At 69.8% G+C, this 16,305-nt stretch carries 9 protein-coding genes and 3 pseudogenes; 10 read left to right on the top strand and 2 right to left on the bottom strand.

The annotated features are described in order from the left end of the window. A pseudogene (locus ACZ3H8_RS28600) lies at window positions 1–164 on the top strand (GDSL-type esterase/lipase family protein); the annotation flags it as partial. Continuing rightward, complete coding sequence (locus tag ACZ3H8_RS28595) at window positions 161–3,763, top strand: hydantoinase B/oxoprolinase family protein (protein ID WP_467406723.1); 3,603 nt, start codon at window positions 161–163, stop codon at window positions 3,761–3,763. The pseudogene ACZ3H8_RS28600 and the gene ACZ3H8_RS28595, both read left to right, overlap by 4 nt. Here ACZ3H8_RS28595 and ACZ3H8_RS28590 read toward each other — a convergent pair. Beyond that, window positions 3,742–3,923, bottom strand: a pseudogene (locus tag ACZ3H8_RS28590) (hypothetical protein); the annotation flags it as partial. The gene ACZ3H8_RS28595 and the pseudogene ACZ3H8_RS28590 overlap by 22 nt on opposite strands. A 218-nt stretch (window positions 3,924–4,141) precedes the next feature. Here ACZ3H8_RS28590 and ACZ3H8_RS28585 point away from each other — a divergent pair. The 6 genes and pseudogenes from ACZ3H8_RS28585 (at window position 4,142) to ACZ3H8_RS28560 (ending at window position 11,762) form a co-directional block, all read left to right on the top strand. Then, window positions 4,142–4,387, top strand: coding sequence for a hypothetical protein (locus tag ACZ3H8_RS28585; RefSeq protein ID WP_467406765.1), 246 nt, complete (start codon window positions 4,142–4,144; stop codon window positions 4,385–4,387). Window positions 4,388–5,091: 704 nt separating this feature from the next. Next, window positions 5,092–5,355 (top strand): annotated as a pseudogene (locus ACZ3H8_RS28580) (aquaporin); the annotation flags it as partial. Window positions 5,356–5,409: 54 nt separating this feature from the next. Further along, on the top strand, window positions 5,410–6,927 hold the full coding sequence (glpK, locus tag ACZ3H8_RS28575; RefSeq protein WP_467406722.1) for a glycerol kinase GlpK: 1,518 nt from the start codon (window positions 5,410–5,412) through the stop codon (window positions 6,925–6,927). 115 nt (window positions 6,928–7,042) lie between these two features. Further along, window positions 7,043–8,755, top strand: a complete 1,713-nt coding sequence (locus ACZ3H8_RS28570) for a glycerol-3-phosphate dehydrogenase/oxidase (RefSeq protein WP_467406719.1) — start codon at window positions 7,043–7,045, stop codon at window positions 8,753–8,755. A gap of 289 nt (window positions 8,756–9,044) precedes the next feature. Continuing rightward, a complete protein-coding gene (locus ACZ3H8_RS28565) occupies window positions 9,045–10,022 on the top strand; it encodes a zinc-binding dehydrogenase (protein ID WP_467406761.1) in 978 nt (325 codons plus the stop codon). A gap of 201 nt (window positions 10,023–10,223) precedes the next feature. Next, a complete protein-coding gene (locus ACZ3H8_RS28560) occupies window positions 10,224–11,762 on the top strand; it encodes a carboxylesterase/lipase family protein (RefSeq protein ID WP_467406718.1) in 1,539 nt (512 codons plus the stop codon). A 620-nt stretch (window positions 11,763–12,382) separates the two neighbouring features. Here the strand turns inward: ACZ3H8_RS28560 and ACZ3H8_RS28555 are convergent. Beyond that, the gene (locus tag ACZ3H8_RS28555; RefSeq protein WP_467406715.1) at window positions 12,383–12,844 is read right to left on the bottom strand and encodes an SRPBCC family protein; all 462 of its coding nucleotides are present in this window, start codon (window positions 12,842–12,844) and stop codon (window positions 12,383–12,385) included. 184 nt (window positions 12,845–13,028) lie between these two features. On the opposite strand from ACZ3H8_RS28555, the gene ACZ3H8_RS28550 reads away from it, so the two are divergent. Next, a complete protein-coding gene (locus tag ACZ3H8_RS28550; RefSeq protein ID WP_467406714.1) occupies window positions 13,029–13,310 on the top strand; it encodes a hypothetical protein in 282 nt (93 codons plus the stop codon). Between the two features lie 743 nt (window positions 13,311–14,053). Beyond that, entirely contained in the window at window positions 14,054–15,538 is a 1,485-nt protein-coding gene (locus tag ACZ3H8_RS28545) for a UDP-N-acetylmuramoyl-L-alanyl-D-glutamate--2,6-diaminopimelate ligase (RefSeq protein ID WP_467406711.1), read from the top strand. Window positions 15,539–16,305 lie beyond the last annotated feature (767 nt).

Below are 16,305 nucleotides of genomic sequence, written 5' to 3'. Positions count from 1 at the left end.
GCTGCACCGACCTGCTGCCGCAGCTGATGCGGCTGGCGGGCGCGGAGGTACGCCACTGGGCGCGCGGCACCAGCGCACGCCTGGACCTGAGCGCCAAGCATGCCCTCTCGTCCGCGCTCGCCGCCGTGTCACCGGACGGTCCCCTTGCCACAATGGGGGAATGACAGGGCGCTGGGAGTTCTGGATCGACCGTGGCGGCACCTTCACCGACATCGTGGGCAAACGCCCCGACGGACGGCTCGTGACCCGGAAACTGCTCTCGCACAACCCAGAGCGATACCGGGACGCGGCCGTCGCCGGGATCCGGCTGTTGCTCGGCGTCGGCCCGGACGAGCCCGTCCCGGCCGACCGGGTCGACAGTGTGAAGATGGGCACCACCGTCGCCACCAACGCCCTGCTGGAGCGCCGTGGCGAGCCGACCGTCCTCGTCATCACCGAGGGTTTCCGGGACGCCCTGCGCATCGCCTACCAGAACCGGCCCCGGCTCTTCGACCGCCGGATCGTGCTGCCCGAGGCGGTGTACGAGCGCGTCATCGAGGTTCCCGAACGCCTCGACGCGCACGGCGAGACCGTCCGGCCGCTCGATCTGGCAGCCGTCACCGAGCAGTTGAAGGAGGCCCGCGCCGACGGCTTCCTCAGCGCCGCCGTCGTACTGCTGCACGGCTACCGTTACCCCACGCACGAGAGCCGGATCGCCGAAGCCGCCCGGGACCTCGGCTTCACCCAGGTCAGCTCCTCCCACGAGGTCAGTCCGCTGATCAAACTCGTACCGCGCGGCGACACCACCGTCGTGGATGCCTATCTGTCGCCGATCCTGAGGCGGTACGTCGACGAGGTCGCAGCCGAACTCAATGGCATCCGCCTGATGTTCATGCAGTCCAACGGAGGCCTGCGCGAAGCAGTCAACTTCCGTGGCAAGGACGCCGTGCTGTCAGGGCCGGCCGGTGGCGTCGTCGGCATGGCCCGCACCTCCGAGCAGGCCGGATTCGGCCGGGTCATCGGCTTCGACATGGGCGGCACATCCACCGATGTGTCGCACTACGCGGGCGAGTTCGAGCGCGAGCTCGGTACCCAGGTCGCGGGCGTCCGCATGCGCGCGCCCATGATGAACATCCACACCGTCGCGGCCGGCGGCGGTTCCGTTCTCCACTTCGACGGCCGCCGTTACCGTGTCGGCCCCGACTCCGCGGGCGCCGTCCCCGGCCCCGCCTGCTACCGCCGCGGCGGCCCCCTCACCGTCACCGACGCCAATGTGATGCTCGGCCGCATCCAGCCCGACCACTTCCCCACCGTCTTCGGACCCGGCGGCGACCAACCCCTGGACGCCGAAACCGTGCGCGAGCGTTTCGCCGCGCTCGCCGAGGAGGTGCACAAGGAGAGCGGCACCAAGCGCACCCCCCAAGAAGTCGCCGCCGGTTTCCTGGAGATCGCCGTCCTCAACATGGCGAACGCGGTCAAGAAGATCTCCGTACAGCGCGGCCACGACATCACCCGCTACGCCCTCACCTCCTTCGGCGGCGCCGGCGGCCAGCACGCCTGCGCGGTCGCCGACGCCCTGGGCGTCAACACCGTGCTCGTGCCGCCGCTGGCCGGAGTGCTCTCCGCGTACGGCATCGGTCTCGCCGACGCGACCGCCATGCGCGAACAGTCCGTGGAGGCCGAGCTGGACGAGAGAGCAGTCACGCGCGTACGCACACTCTGCGACGAGCTCGCGGCCCGCACCCGCGCCGAACTGCGCGCCGACAACATCCCGGACGACGCGATCAGCACACACGCGCGCGTGCTGCTCCGTTACGCGGGCACGGACGCGAGCCTGCCCGTGCCGCTGGACACCGTCACCGCCATGAAGGAGGCATTCGAGACGACCCACCACGCGCGTTACGCGTTCACCATGGACAAGCCTCTGGTCATCGAGGCCGTCTCGGTCGAAGCCGTGGGCACGGCGGGTGAACACGGCGCCTACGTCGTCGACGAGACCGAGAGTGACGGCGAGTTTGCCCCGCGCGCCACGGTGCCGATGTTCGTGGACGGCGAGCAGCGCGAGACGCCCCTGTACTGGCGCCGGGATCTGCGCCCCGGCGACGCCGTCGAAGGGCCCGCGATCATCGCCGAAGCCGATGCCACCACCGTCGTCGACCCCGGCTGGCGCGCCGCCTCCGACGAGAACGGGCAGCTGCTGCTGACGCGCGTACGCCCACGCCCCGGCAAGACCGCCGTCGGCACCGATGTGGACCCGGTCCTCCTGGAGGTCTTCAACAACCTCTTCATGGCCATCGCCGAGCAGATGGGCGTACGGCTGGAGAACACCGCCCACTCCGTCAACATCAAGGAACGGCTCGACTTCTCGTGCGCCCTGTTCGACGAACACGGCAACCTGGTCGCCAACGCTCCCCACATCCCCGTACATCTCGGCTCGATGGGCGAGTCCATCAAGGAGGTGCTGCGCCGCAACAAGGACAGGGGCGGGATGCAACCGGGCGATGTGTATGCGATCAACGACCCCTACCACGGCGGCACGCATCTGCCCGATGTGACCGTCGTGACGCCCGTGTTCGACGGCGATGAGCTGCGCTTTCTGGTGGCCTCGCGCGGGCACCACGCCGAGATCGGCGGCATCACCCCCGGCTCCATGCCCGCCTTCAGCAGCACCATCGACGAGGAGGGCGTGCTCTTCGACAACTGGCTGCTCGTGCGGGACGGGCAGCTGCGCGAGGCCGAGACGCGGGAACTGCTGACCACCGCCGCATATCCGTCCCGCGCGCCCGACACCAACCTGGCCGACCTGCGCGCCCAGATCGCCGCCAACGAGAAGGGCATCGCCGAACTGCGCCGCATGGTCGACGAGTTCGGGCTCGACGTAGTTCAGGCCTATATGCAGCATGTGCGGGACAACGCCGAGGAGTCGGTGCGCCGGATCGTCGCCGGTCTCAGCGACGGCGAGTACCGCTACGAGACCGACAACGGCGCCGTCATCCAGGTGGCCCTGCTCGTGGACCGCGAGGCGCGCAGCGCCGTCATCGACTTCACCGGCACATCGCCGCAGCAGCCGGGGAATTTCAACGCCCCCACATCCGTCGTAATGGCGGCGGTGCTGTACGTGTTCCGCACGCTGGTGACCGAAGACATCCCCCTCAACAGCGGAAGCCTGGAGCCGCTGGAGGTGCGCGTGCCGGACGGCTCGATGCTCGCGCCCGCCCACCCCGCGGCAACCGTTGCCGGCAATGTGGAGACCTCGCAGGCCGTCACCGGCGCGCTGTACGCCGCGCTCGGCGTCCAGGCCGAGGGCTCGGGCACGATGAACAATCTGACCTTCGGCAATGACCGTGTGCAGTACTACGAGACGGTGGCCAGCGGCTCCGGCGCGGGCGACGGCTTCGACGGCGCCGACGCCGTGCAGACCCATATGACCAACTCGCGCCTCACCGACCCCGAAGTGCTGGAGTGGCGCTACCCGGTGCGCGTAGACGCCTTCGCGGTACGGACGGGCAGCGGCGGCCGAGGACGCTGGAGCGGCGGCCGCGGAGTCGTCCGCAAAATCCGCTTCCTGGAGCCGATGACGGTGGCGCTGCTCACCGGGCACCGACGCGTTCCGCCGTACGGCATGGCGGGCGGCGAGCCGGGAGCGCTCGGCCGCAACCTCGTGGAGCGTGCCGACGGAAGCGTGACGGAGCTGCATGGCGTGGACTCGGTGGACGTCGGCCCCGGGGACGTCCTCGTGATGCACACGCCCGGCGGCGGGGGCTACGGCACGCCCGAGTCGTAGTCGGTGGAGCGGGCGGAGCGAACCGGTATGAAACGCACTGGCGTGCCGGGCACGGCCTGTGCCGCCGCCGCGAGATCCCTGGGGGTTCGCCTCGTACAGCGCGCTCCTGGGACGGCCCTTCGGTACGCAGCCCGATGCGGTTGCTCGCCGAGGAAACCCGCCCTATCTCGTACGCAACCCGGCGATTCTAGAAGCCCTGCGGGGGGACCGGTCGGGCGCGGAGCGGCTCCTCGCGGACTACCTCGACAACTCGCGCATGCAGCTGGTCGAGACGTACGCGCATCTCGTCGCAGAGGGGGACGCGGACGGAGCGTAGCGGGGCCGGTCGCTTCTGCGCCGTTTCGGCCGTTGTCAGTGCAAGGACCTAATCTGTGCAGCGTGACTTCGCCTGCCTCGACGGACTTCGTTCCGCCCCAGCTCAGCGCGGGGCCGCGGCCCGCGCAGGGCCCGGCCGCCGACGAAGGGCTCGCGCGGCGGCTGCGCGCGCTCGCGTGCACCGCGCCGCTGCACGACCTCGGCACGTGCTGCGCCCGGGCCAGGAGTCGGTGCCGATCTCGACGCGCCAAGCCGCCACGGCGGCCACGCCGGACCGCCGCATACAGCTTCGCCTTCGGCATGGCGTGATGAGCACTTTCACCAAGCGCATCAGGTGCTGGGCCGGCAAGAACCCTGGTGCTGTCAGAACACGTGAATACCACCCGAACAAGTGTCGGAGCACCTCCCGCACCCGTGTACAACCGCCGTCCCGACGCGAGCTCCGGCTCCTCCTCTGGCTGCGCAAGCTGAGTGACGGCTGACCATCGTGGTGCTCTCCGGGAAGTTGCAGCCCTGGGCACGTCCGCCGGGGCCGTGTGCCCTGGCTGCGGGGACTGGTCGAGCCGGTTTCACGGCTCCTAACTGCGGTTTCCCGCTGACGGGCGCCCTAAAGGTCGGCTGACGGCTGTGGTCAGGGTTCGGACCGGCTATGCCGCTCGGCATCGCCCCGTGGGCTCCCCGCGCCGCTCTCTCCCTCCCCCGCGACGACGCGGGCGTCGGTCTCCGCCCCGGTCAGTGCGGGACCACGCCGCCTCGCATGCGGCCGACTCTTGATCGTCATACGATGACGTCTTGGGGGACTCGGGCAAGCGACGGCCGGTCCTGAGCCGGCAGGAAGCGGGCTCCCATGGCTGAGCGTCTTAAAAGATCAGGGCTGGTCGGCGAGCTTTCAGCCGAATTCGCCGGCACTCTGATTCTCATCCTCCCCGGGCGGCCTCGAAACCACGACAGCATCGGGATCCGTGGGGGCTCCGCCGACGGCCACTTGAGCCACCACACCGCAACCGAAGACGGTAGGCATCGGCATGGGCCGGGGCACCGACGCGGGATACGCAATCAACCCGGCCCGTGACTTCGGTCCCCGGCTGGCCAGCTTCTTCACCGGGTACGGCGGAGCGTGGCGAGATCAGTGCGGAAACTTCTACTTCTGGGTGCCGATCATCGGTCCGCTGATCGGCGGCCCTGCTCGGAGCGTTCCTGTACAAGTTCCTCATCAGCCGGTTCCTGCCGACCGCGGAGCCGGAGCCCTCGGACGCGTCCCGACCCCCGAGGGCTGACCGGCCCTGCGTGAGGCCGCAACCAGTCCATCCCACAAGAGAGGCGGCATTGCCATGGCGGACTTCGTCGGCGCAGTGGACCAGGGAACCACCAGCACCCGTTTCATGATCTTCGACCATGACGGCAACGAAGTTGCGAAGCACCAGCTGGAGCACGCCCAGATACTCCCGCGCTCGGGGTGGGTCGAGCACGACCCGGTGGAGATCTGGGAACGCACCAATTCGGTGATCCAGAACGCCCTCCGGCACGGGAACCTGTCCCCGTCCGACCTGGCGGCGATCGGCATCACCAACCAGCGGGAGACAACCGTCGTCTGGGACCCCCGCAGCGGCCGTCCCTACTACAACGCCATCGTCTGGCAGGACACCCGCACCGACTCCATCGCGGCCGCCCTGGAACGCTCGGGCCAGGGCGACGTCATCCGCCGCAAGGCGGGACTGCCGCCGGCCACCTACTTCTCCGGCGGCAAGATCAAGTGGATCCTGGAGAACGTCGACGGCGTCCGCGAGGCGGCCGAGCAGGGCCATGCCCTCTTCGGCAACACGGACTGCTGGGTGCTGTGGAACCTCACCGGCGGCCCCGACGGCGGAATCCACGCCACCGACGTGACCAACGCCAGCCGCACCATGCTGATGAACCTGGAAACCCTCGACTGGGACGACGAGTTGCTGGGCTTCTTCGACATCCCCCGGGCGATGTTGCCCACCATCAGCCCGTCCTCCCACCGGGAGGCGTTCGGCGAGACCCGTACCTCCCGGCCGCTGCGCGCCGCCATCCCCATCACCGGGATGCTCGGCGACCAGCAGGCGGCCACCGTCGGGCAGGTCTGCTACGCGCCCGGCGAAGCCAAGAACACCTACGGCACCGGCAACTTCCTGGTGCTCAACACCGGCACCGAACTGGTCCGCTCGCAGAACGGCCTTCTCACCACCGTGGCGTACCAGTTCGGCGACAGCCCGGCGATCTACGCCCTGGAGGGGTCCATCGCGGTCACCGGGTCCGCGGTGCAGTGGCTGCGCGACCAGATGAAGATCATCAAGACCGCCGCCGAGAGCGAGGCGCTGGCCGGCACGGTCGAGGACAACGGCGGCATGTACTTCGTCCCCGCCTTCTCGGGCCTGTTCGCCCCGTACTGGCGCTCCGACGCCCGCGGCGCGATTGTCGGCCTCGCCCGGTACAACGACAACGGCCACCTGGCGCGCGCCACCCTGGAAGCCATCTGCTACCAGAGCCGCGACGTGGTGGAGGCCATGGAGCAGGACTCCGGCGTCCATCTGGACGTGCTCAAGGTCGACGGCGGCGTGACGGCCAACGACCTGTGCATGCAGATCCAGGCCAATGTCCTCGGCGTACCGGTCAGCCGCCCGGTCGTCGCCGAGACCACCGCGCTCGGTGCCGCCTACGCGGCCGGTCTGGCCACCGGCTTCTGGGGGGACACCGACGAGCTGCGCACCCACTGGCAGGAGTCCAAGCGCTGGGAGCCGCAGTGGTCCGAGGAGCAGCGCGAGGAAGGATACGCGGGCTGGAAGAAGGCGGTGGAGCGCACGCTCGACTGGGCCAAGGTCGAATAGGCCCAGGGCCGGTGGCGCCCGCGCGACGCGGACGCCACCGGCCACGTGCGCAGCGCACGACCGCAGCACGAGTAGGAGACCAACAGGAGTCCGATAGGAGTCCGATAGGAGTCCGATGGTGAATCCGGTGGCTCTCTCGCCCGAGGCACGCGCGGAGGCCCTCGCTCGGCTGGGGGAGGGTGAGCTGGACGTCCTGGTCGTCGGTGGCGGTGTCGTGGGCGCCGGGGCAGCCCTGGATGCCGCCACCCGGGGCCTGCGGGTCGGCCTCGTCGAAGCCCGGGACTGGGCCTCGGGCACTTCCAGCCGCTCCAGCAAGCTGATTCACGGCGGCCTGCGCTACCTCGAGATGCTGGACTTCCGGCTGGTCGCCGAAGCGCTCAAGGAGCGGGGACTGCTGCTCCAGCTCTTGGCCCCGCATCTGGTGCGGCCGGTGCCCTTCCTCTACCCGCTTCAACACCGGGTCTGGGAGCGCCCGTATGTCGGCGTCGGCGTGCTGCTCTACGACACCATGGCCGCGGCCTCGGGCACCTCCAGCGGCCTGCCGCGCCACCGCCACCTGCTCAAGCGCCAGGCCCTGCGCGAGGCGCCCGCGCTGCGCTCCGACGCCCTGGCCGGCGCGATCCAGTACTGGGACGCCCAGGTCGACGATGCCCGGCACACCATGTTCCTCGCCCGTACGGCAGCCGCCTACGGGGCACTGGCCGCCAATCGCACGCGCGTCAGCCGCTTCCTGCGCCAGGGCGAGCGGGTGGTGGGCGCCGTGGTCACGGACCTGGAGACCGGCAATGAGACCGAGGTGTCCGCCAAGCAGGTCATCAACGCGACCGGCGTGTGGACGGACGACACCCAGACCATGGCCGGCACCCGCGGCCAGTTCCACGTCCGCGCCTCCAAGGGCGTGCATCTGCTGGTCCCGCGTGACCGGATCATCTCCCACACCGGGCTGATCCTGCGCACCGAGAAGAGCGTGCTGTTCGTCATTCCCTGGGGGCGGCACTGGATCATCGGGACGACCGACACCGACTGGAAACTGGACAAGGCCCATCCCGCGCTGAGTTCCAAGGACGTCAGCTACCTGCTGGAACACGTCAACCGCGTTCTGGTCACGCCGCTGGCCGCGGAGGACGTCGAGGGCGTGTACGCCGGTCTGCGCCCGCTCCTGTCCGGCGAGGCCGCGGAGACCAGCAAGCTCTCCCGGGAGCACCTGGTCGCGCATCCGGTCCCCGGACTCGTCGTGGTGGCCGGCGGCAAGTACACGACCTACCGGGTGATGGCCAAGGACGCGGTCGACGAGGCAGCCCGCGGTCTGGACGAGAAGGTGGCCGACTGCGTCACGCAGCGCGTTCCGCTGCTCGGCGCCGACGGCTATCCGGCCCTGTGGAACTCCCGGCACAGACTCGCCGAGCGCTCCGGGCTGCATGTCGCCCGCATCGAGCACCTGCTGAACCGCTACGGCTCCCTGGTGCACGAACTGCTCAACATGGTCACGGCCGACCCCTCGCTCGGCGAGCCGTTGCCGAGCTCCGACGACTATCTGCGCGTCGAGGCCGTGTACGCGGTGACCCATGAGGGAGCCCGCCATCTGGACGATGTGCTCGCCCGGCGTACCCGGATTTCCATCGAGTCCTGGGACCGCGGAGTGGACGCGGCGCGCAGCGTCGCCGAACTGATGGCACCTCACCTCGGGTGGGACCGGGCGCAGCAGGACCGCGAAGTCGACCACTACCTGAAGCGGGTGGTGGCCGAACGCGAGGCCCAGCAACAGCCGGACGACCAGACCGCCGACGCGGTACGGCTCGGCGCCCCCGACATCATCCCGGTGCGCTGAGCGGGGGCGAAAGCCAGGAGCGGTCCTGCCAGGACCTGTCCGGCCGCTCACGAGCGGAGCCAAACGCTTCGGGGCAATCGGCAGCCCTCCGCCGAACGCCTCGGGAAAGCCCGCGCTGGTCGCAGGACGCCCCAAAGCATGCTTCTTCCTGCCGCGCCCTCGCCCATGCGCCGTCGCCGGTGCGGTCTGTATTGCCCGTGCACGGATGATCTGCTGCCCCGGATGGGTTGCAGGACCTGTACGGCGCTGTTGGACAGAGTTGGACAGAGAGGGAACAGACGTGGAGACGATGATGAAAGCGGCCGTTGCCGAACGGCCGGGACCGCCCGAGGTGTTGCGGGTGCGAACCGTCCCGCGACCCGAGGCGCGGCCCGGCTGGACGCTGGTGCAGGTCAAGGCGTTCGGGCTCAATCGTTCGGAGCTGATGACCCGGCAGGGCCACTCGCCGGGCGTCCGCTTCCCCCGGGTGCTGGGCATCGAGTGTGTCGGCGTGGTCGCCGAGTCGTCCGGCTCCGGGCTGCCGCCCGGGACCACGGTGGCCGCCGTGATGGGCGAGATGGGCCGCGCCTTCGACGGCGGATATGCCGAGTACGCGCTGCTGCCGGACGAGTTGCTCATGCCGCTGTCCACCACGTTGGACTGGGCCACCTTCGGCGCGCTGCCCGAGACCTACCTCACCGCATACGGTTCGCTGGCCGCCCTGAACATCGTCGGCGGCGGCACACTGCTGGTGCGCGGCGGCACCTCGTCGGTCGGCATGGCCGCGCTGTCGCTGGCGGCCGACCGCGGGCTGGAGACCATTGCCACCACCCGCAGTCCGGCCAAGGCGGAGCTGCTGGCTACCCGCGGCGCCGACCACGTCGTGGTGGACACCGGCGCGATAGCCGACCAGGTACGTGCCATCCGCCCGGGCGGCCCGGACTACGTCCTCGACCTCGTGGGTGCCCCCACCCTCCTGGACTCCCTCCACCTGGCAGCCCGCGGCGGCACGGTGTGCGTCACCGGCATGCTCAGCGGCGTATGGGCTGTCCCCGGCTTCGAACCTGTCGCCATGATCCCCTCCGGCACCAAGCTCACCGCCTTCCACAGCCAGGACCTCCAGGGCTCCGCCGGCACCGAGGCCCTCCAGAACATCGTCGACGCGGTGTCCAAGGGCACCTACCACGCCAACCTGGACCGCGTCTTCACACTGGAGGAGATCGCCGACGCGCACCAGTACATGGAGACCAATCAGGCCACCGGCAAGGTCGTCGTACGTATCCCGTAACGAACAGGCACGGGGCCACGGCAGCTGACCCAACTCTCGGGTCAGGGCCTTGGCCATGTGGTCGTAGACGGTAGTCGACCCGTCCATTCTTGCGTGCCCCGTAAATGGTTGGCCTGCATCTTGATTTGGCGGGATGATCCGCGGTGTCAGACCGCGCGCGTCTTTGATCGCGCTCAACCTGCCCACAGAGGGAGAGCTGGGATGACCGTTGCCACGTCCGAGTCGTCCGGGTCCCAGCCCGAAGTCCGCGCGGCAGCCGGGGCAGTGCGCGGAAGCCGGGAGGCGGGCCTGGCGGTCTTCCGCGGCATCCCGTTCGCTGAGCCGCCGGTCGGCGCGCTCCGTTTCGCCGCACCGCGTCCGGTTCGGGGCTGGGACGGCGTGCGGTCGGCCGTGTCGTACGGCCCCCCGCCCCCGCAGGCCGGTGCGTTCGGCATGGACGCGCTGTCGCAGGACGCGACGGGCGACGACTGGCTGACGGTCAACGTCTGGTCGCCCGAGCCGGACCCGGGTGCGGGGCTTCCGGTGATGGTGTGGATCTACGGCGGCGCCTACGTGATCGGCATGTCCGGCCTCCCCGAATACGACGGCGGCCGCCTGGCGCGGGACGGCGGCGTCGTCGTGGTGACGTTCAACCACCGTGTGGGTATCGAGGGCTTCGCGCAGATCGAGGGGGCGCCCGCCAACCGGGGCCTACTCGACCAGGTCGCCGCTTTGGAGTGGGTGCGCGACAACATCCGGGCCTTCGGCGGCGACCCGGACCGGGTCACGGTCTTCGGCCAGTCGGCGGGCGCCGGATCGGTCGCCGGGCTGCTGGCGATGCCGCGTGCGGCCGGGCTCTTCCACCGGGCCGTCGCGCAGAGCGTGCCGGGCACGTTCTTCTCAGCGGCGCTCGCCGCCGACATCGCCGCCGCCTGCGCCTCCGAGCTGGGGCTGCGGCCCACGGTGGCTGACTTGTCCACCGTGGCCCCGGCCCGGCTGCCCGCCGCCGGTGATGCGGTCGCCGCCAAGATGGCCCAGTGGGTGGAGCGCTGGGGCCAGGTCGCGCACAGGTCGATCCCGTTCTCGCCCGTCGTCGACGGCGATGTTCTGCCGGTCACTCCTTGGCAGGCCCTGGCCGACGGCGCCGGCCGGGACGTCGAACTCGTCGTCGGCCACACTCGCGACGAGCACCGGCTGTTCTCAGCGCTCGATGGCCTGCTCGGCCAGGTGACGCAGGAGCAGGCGGCGACCGCCCTACGAGTCTTCGCCCCCGGCCCGGACGGCGCACGCCGGTACCGCGACGGCTTCCCGGCCGCAGGGCCGGACGAGCTGTACGAACTGGTCAACTCGGACTGGCTGTTCCGCATGCCGACCCTCCACCTGGCCCAGGCCCAGACCGCCGCCGGCGGCCGTGCGCACGTCTACGAGCTGACCTGGCCCGCCCCGGGTATGGGCGGTGCCCTCGGCGCCTGTCACGGCCTCGACGTGCCGCTCGTTTTCGGCAACTTGAGCAGCGGGCAAGCCGCCACGCTGATCGGCGAAAACCCCTCCCCGGAGGCAGAGGCGCTGTCCGCGCACATCCGCGCCGCGTTTACGGCGTTCGCCGCCCACGGCGACCCCGGCTGGCCCGCATTCGACGCCGAGCAACGCCTCGTGCATCTCTTCGACACCCGCCCGGGAGTCACCGCCTACCCGGAGGAGACCTCTCGTCTGCTCTGGCAGGACCACGCCTTTTCAGTGGTGCCGCTGATCGGCCGGTAGCGGCCTGCCCCACACATAACGTGTGCCGGGCCCACTCGGCTGCTCCGGGGGCTGCATCAGCGGGTGCGCCGTACGCCTCTTACCGGTCGGCGCAACACAGACCTGATCCGCCACCACAGCCGCTGAACGCGGGGAGTCTCGGTGGAGTAGCTCACCCCGAACCATTCGTTGTCCACGCTGCGGCCCAACGGGCGGCCCTCGCGGGGATAGCGTTCTTCACAGTCTCCGACCATGTGTCCTCCTGAGGCGTGTTGGTCCCGCAGCCCTTCCGCAGCTCATTGTCCGCGCGGGTCGTCGGCCGGGCTCCCCCGCCGTCGGCGGTCGGCCCTCTCCGGCGCGCGTGACGGGGCCGGACTCGGCATCTGACGTCAGGTCCAGGCGGCGACGTCGAGCTGCCGGATCCGAGGCCGGATTTCGCGAGGGGGGTGGGTGAGCCGGCGTCGCAGAAGGTCGATCACAATCCTGACCGGGCAGATGCGCGGTGATCTGTGACGGTGATCGCTCTGTGTCCCCAGTGGTGATCGGCGCGTGGTTACGTGGCCGCCAGTCGCAGCGTGAGCGCGGCGATGGCGAGGGCGGCGGCATGCAGAAGCTGTAGCGCCCAGTGACACGGCAACATCTCAGGGCGACGCCGCCGACGATACGAGCGCCTCGAGTTTGTCGAGCCCCTGAGTCCAGCCTTCCTCGTGAAGAGCGCGGCGCCGCTCCGTAGCGAAGTCACCCTGAGTGAGCACCAGCTCCGACGACGTAGCGTCGAGTTCGCGCAGCGACAGGGTCACCACCGTCTCCTGGTCCTCAGGGTCTGGATCCTCCCACCGGAACGTGTAGGACAGACGTTCCGGAGGGGCGACCTCGCGGAATTCCCCTGCCAGATAGAACAGCTCACCCTCCGGAGGCTGCATCGCGATCCGATAGCCACCCCCTGGCCGGAGCTCGCTCTCCACACTCGGGATGGTGAACCCATCAGGGCCCCACCACTTCGACAGTTCCTGCGGTTCGGTCAACGCACGGAATACGACCGAGAGCGGTGCGCCGACGAGGACACGCCGCATACGCAGTCTCAGGCCGCCCTCCTGCGTCATGACGAACCTCCTGGACCAAGGTGTTGGCATACACATGGTAGGAGTGGCGGAGCCCTGGGGCCCGAAACGCGCCGACGACCAGCGACGGAGGCTGCGACGGGGTCCCGCCTGCCGCTGGTCGGTGCGCGGCCGATCTGCCCGCGTCCCCACTGCATGATCCGCCGTATCGGCCTACCGTCGGGACATGAGCGAGATCTTCGTGATGTATGAGCTCGATCAGCGGCCTGCAGCGCGCTCCTCCACCGGCATGTCATTGGTTGAGGAGCGGCCCGTCCTCCGCGTGCACGCGGCGAACGCCGCTCCCGGCTCCTCCACCGCTCCAGGGCCGCGCACCCTGTGCGGTCAGGACACCTTCGCCATGGAAGCGGCATCCTGGAAGCCCTCGGAGCAACCCGGTTCATCGTGGTACACACCGAAGTACGCGCCGCTCGTCTGTGCCCAGTGCGATGCCGTGATGGAGGTCTGACAGGGCTTCAAATCGGCTGTGCTTCCACGGCTCCGACGGCACGCCGATCCCACCACTTCGCCGGCGTGCCCAGGACCTGAGTGCGCATCACGCATGGCCCGCGCCGTCTGGCGCACGTACGCGAGGAGTTCGTGTCCAGCCGTCGTGTCCGAGACGCACGGTCGCTGCCGCCACGCGGAGATCGTCTCCCGTATGGTCTGCGCAGCCGAGTGCACGCTGCCAAGGTCTTCGTCCAGAGCTGCCGCTCCCCGCCGTCGGCGGTCGGCACGGTGAGGTGACAGAGCCCTGGAGTGAGTAGGTCGAGGCCGCGCCATGCGCACGCCAGGGCCCAGCGGGCTGGTTGCCCGCGGGCGGGATCGGGGCCGCTCTTCGCGACGTACACTCCACCCATGGGTTGCACACACGCGATGAGGGAGTGCCTGCGAGGGGCCCCGCGCGCGCTGTGCCCCACTGCGCCCAGGACGACTCGCTGCCGCGCGCTGCACGGCCACGGCTAACCACTTCCTGACGAACCGGGTCCGATCCTCTTCTCCGCTCCCGCGCAGCCTTCCGGCACCACTCGCGGCCGCCTTCTTCGTGATTTCTGATTTCTGCGGTTCTTCCGGTTTCCGGGGACACCCAGCCACTGCCTGTCCCTCGCCACCCCGCATCCCTGCACCATTCCCGCGGCTGCTCGACGTGCCGTCGCCACTGCCGGCGACGGCCGACATCCGGCCTGTCCGCACCCCCCGAGAGGACCTCCTGTGAAGTTGAGCGAATTGCTGGCCGGGCACGACCACGAGGTCCTTCTGGGCGATCCGGAGACGCGCATCACCGCGGGAACATGCTTCGACGCCCATCGCGTCTCGCCGGGGTCCCTGTTCATCGCGGTGCCCGGTCACCGCGAAGGCGGCCCCGAAGCCGTCGGCCCCGCCCTGGCGCGCGGCGCTGTGGCGGTACTCGTCGACGCATCGGTGTCCGACCTCCCGGCGGCGGTGCAGGCCACGGGAGCCGGGGTGTGCGTCGTGCGGGTCCCCGACACGCGTACGGCGGCCGCGGTCGTCACCTCCCGCTACTACGGCGAGCCCGGGCGCGAGATGGACATGGTCGCCGTCACCGGCACCAACGGGAAGACGTCGGTGTCGTACATGGTGGAGTCCGTTCTGCGCATCGCCGAACGCGCGCGGGTGGGCGTGATCGGGACGGCCGGCAGCCGGATCGGCGATGAACTGATCCCCATGCCGAGATCTGTGCTGACCACACCGGAGTCACCTGACTTCCAGTACCTGCTGGGACACATGCGCGACCGCGAGGTGAGCACCGTAGTCCTGGAGGCCACGTCGATGGGCCTGCTGACCCACCGGGTGGACCACGCCTTCATCGACGTCGGCATCTTCACCAACCTCACCCAGGACCACCTGGACGACCACGGCACCATGGAGAACTACCGGGATGCCAAGCTGCGCCTGTTCCAAGGGCTGTGCCGACGCGCAGTAGTCAATGCGGACGACCCTGTGGGAGCGGGAATCGGGGCGATGATGCCCGGCGCGGTCACGACCTACGCCATCGACGCCGAGGCCGACTACCGGGCGAGCGACCTGAGCATGGACGCCTTCGGCACGCGCTTCACCCTCCAGCACGCCGGATACAAGTACCCGGCGGCGATCCCCGTACCAGGACGGTTCTCGGTGGCCAACGCGCTGGCCACCGTGGCGGCCTGCCACCTTCTGGGACACGACCTGGCCGGACTCGTCGCCGCGCTCGACCGGATGCCACCGGTCCCTGGACGGTTCGAACGATTCCAGACCACCGGCGGCACATCCGTCATCGTGGACTACGCCCACTCCCCCGACTCGCTGGAGAAAGTCCTCACCGCCATCCGGGAATTCGCCACCGGAGAGGTGATCACCGTCTTCGGCTGCGGCGGCGACAGGGACACCACCAAGCGCGCACGAATGGGTGAAATCGCCGGGACCCTCTCCGACCTGGTTGTCCTCACCTCCGACAACCCGCGCTACGAAGACCCCGAGGCGATCCTGGATCAGATCACGCCCGGCCTGCTGGCGACCGGCACCCGCTTCGAGCGGTGCGCGGACCGCCGCCAGGCCATCGACTTCGCCCTGTCCAGCGCCGGACCTGACGACATCGTCCTTGTCGCCGGGAAGGGGAGTGAGCCGTACCAGATCGTCGGAGAACAGCTGCTGGCGTTCAGCGACATGGCCACGGTGCGTGAACTCACCGCGCAGTAGTAGCAGTAGTTACGTACCGCATGCCGGCCGCCTCGCGACAGCGGCCGGCTGGATCATTCGACCGCCGGCTCTTGCGCGGCGACACCTGGACACCGAGCGCATCGACGCGGCTCGCGTGACCTGGCGGTACGCCCGCGGGGCGGGCCCGCAACCGGGAGCACGTCGCGACGCGGTGGACCCGGCTCCCCGGAGCTGCGGCAGTGCGAAGATATTTTCTCTCCTGGACCAGGAAAATCTGTCGTGTCAAAGGTAGAAATTACGCCCTCGCATGGCTAGAGTTTCTTCCGTAGCCGACGAAGTCAGCGATACGCGACAGAGACGAACTGGCGCGAGCAGTACACGGCACGGCAATGGAGTCCTGGGGTCAGGAAGTGCAAGAAGATCCCAGGTCTGATGGCCGGGCCGGGCGACCCCCGGGGTCGTCGTGCAGCACCGCATGTTCAGATCAGTTACGACCCGAAGAATCAGAGAGGAGCAGACGCCATCAGGATCGCCCGGGCGGATCCCGTTCGCCCGGGTACCGCAGGCCCCGATTGGAAGGTGGTCCCCGGTCACGCATCCGCGATCCCCGCACGTCCGGCCTCAAGGACGGACACGCGGAATACGAAAGCCAGCGCACAGCGCCGGCAGATGGTGTTGATACCCCTCGGGGGGGGGCGGGGGGGGCGCGGCCGGGGCCCCGGCCCGGGGGGGGGGGGGGGGGGAAAGGGGCCCACAGAGCCCCCCCCCCCCCCCCCGCCCTGGCCAGCGGAGTGCACGCCCCCCCC

The organism is Streptomyces sp. NPDC002868 (assembly GCF_055563295.1).
The sequence above is the reverse complement of the archived record's forward strand: the minus strand, read 5'-3'. Positions and strand labels throughout refer to the sequence as shown.

What these genes read in the sequence shown, in the direction of transcription:
- ACZ3H8_RS28565 (WP_467406761.1), top strand. Translation starts at nt 9,045, where the DNA reads ATGATGAAAGCGGCCGTTGCCGAACGGCCGGGACCGCCCGAGGTGTTG.
- ACZ3H8_RS28560 (WP_467406718.1), top strand. Translation starts at nt 10,224, where the DNA reads ATGACCGTTGCCACGTCCGAGTCGTCCGGGTCCCAGCCCGAAGTCCGC.
- ACZ3H8_RS28570 (WP_467406719.1), top strand. Translation starts at nt 7,043, where the DNA reads ATGGTGAATCCGGTGGCTCTCTCGCCCGAGGCACGCGCGGAGGCCCTC.
- ACZ3H8_RS28555 (WP_467406715.1), bottom strand. Translation starts at nt 12,844, where the DNA reads ATGACGCAGGAGGGCGGCCTGAGACTGCGTATGCGGCGTGTCCTCGTC.
- ACZ3H8_RS28550 (WP_467406714.1), top strand. Translation starts at nt 13,029, where the DNA reads ATGAGCGAGATCTTCGTGATGTATGAGCTCGATCAGCGGCCTGCAGCG.
- glpK (WP_467406722.1), top strand. Translation starts at nt 5,410, where the DNA reads ATGGCGGACTTCGTCGGCGCAGTGGACCAGGGAACCACCAGCACCCGT.
- ACZ3H8_RS28595 (WP_467406723.1), top strand. Translation starts at nt 161, where the DNA reads ATGACAGGGCGCTGGGAGTTCTGGATCGACCGTGGCGGCACCTTCACC.